The organism is Acidovorax sp. ST3 (assembly GCF_003231145.1).
In the GTDB taxonomy this organism is placed as follows: Bacteria; Pseudomonadota; Gammaproteobacteria; order Burkholderiales; family Burkholderiaceae_C; genus Acidovorax.
This window is the reverse complement of the sequence record NZ_QKVP01000147.1, coordinates 1-511: the sequence shown is the minus strand read 5'-3', so window position 1 is coordinate 511 and position 511 is coordinate 1. Positions and strand designations below refer to the sequence as shown.

Annotated in this window: 1 protein-coding gene; it reads left to right on the top strand. The window is 69.3% G+C overall.

Annotated elements, in window-relative coordinates; all coding sequences use genetic code 11:
- The coding region (locus DNK89_RS24035; protein WP_203422628.1) for a peptidylprolyl isomerase at nucleotides 1–511 on the top strand (511 nt) is incomplete at both ends.

Below are 511 nucleotides of genomic sequence, written 5' to 3'. Positions count from 1 at the left end.
CGGAAGTGGTGGCGTCGCTCGAAACCGCCCTGACGCAGCAGCGCACGGTGCAACTGCGCCGCTTCGCCGCCGCCGATTTCCGCTCGCAAGTGACGGTCACCCCGGCCGACATCCAGGCCTGGTACGACGCCAACAAGCAGCAATTGCAGATTCCCGAGCAGGTCCAGGTGCAGTACCTGGTGCTGAATGAAGCCGCCGCCACCGAGGGTGTGCAGGTCAAGGACGAGGACCTGGCCTCGTACTACGAGCAGAACAAGAACCGCTTCGGCCAGCCCGAGCGCCGCCGCGCCAGCCACATCATGATCGAAGTGCCGGCCGGCGCCTCGGACGATGCGCGCAAGGCCGCCCGCGCCAAGGCCGAGGCCCTGGCCACGCAGGCCGCCGCCGACCCGGCGCAATTCGCCGAGCTGGCCCGCAAGAATTCGCAGGACGCCGGTTCGGCCGCCAATGGCGGCGACCTGGGCTGGCTGGCGCCGGGCATGCTGTCCGGCCCGCTGGAAAAGGCGATCTT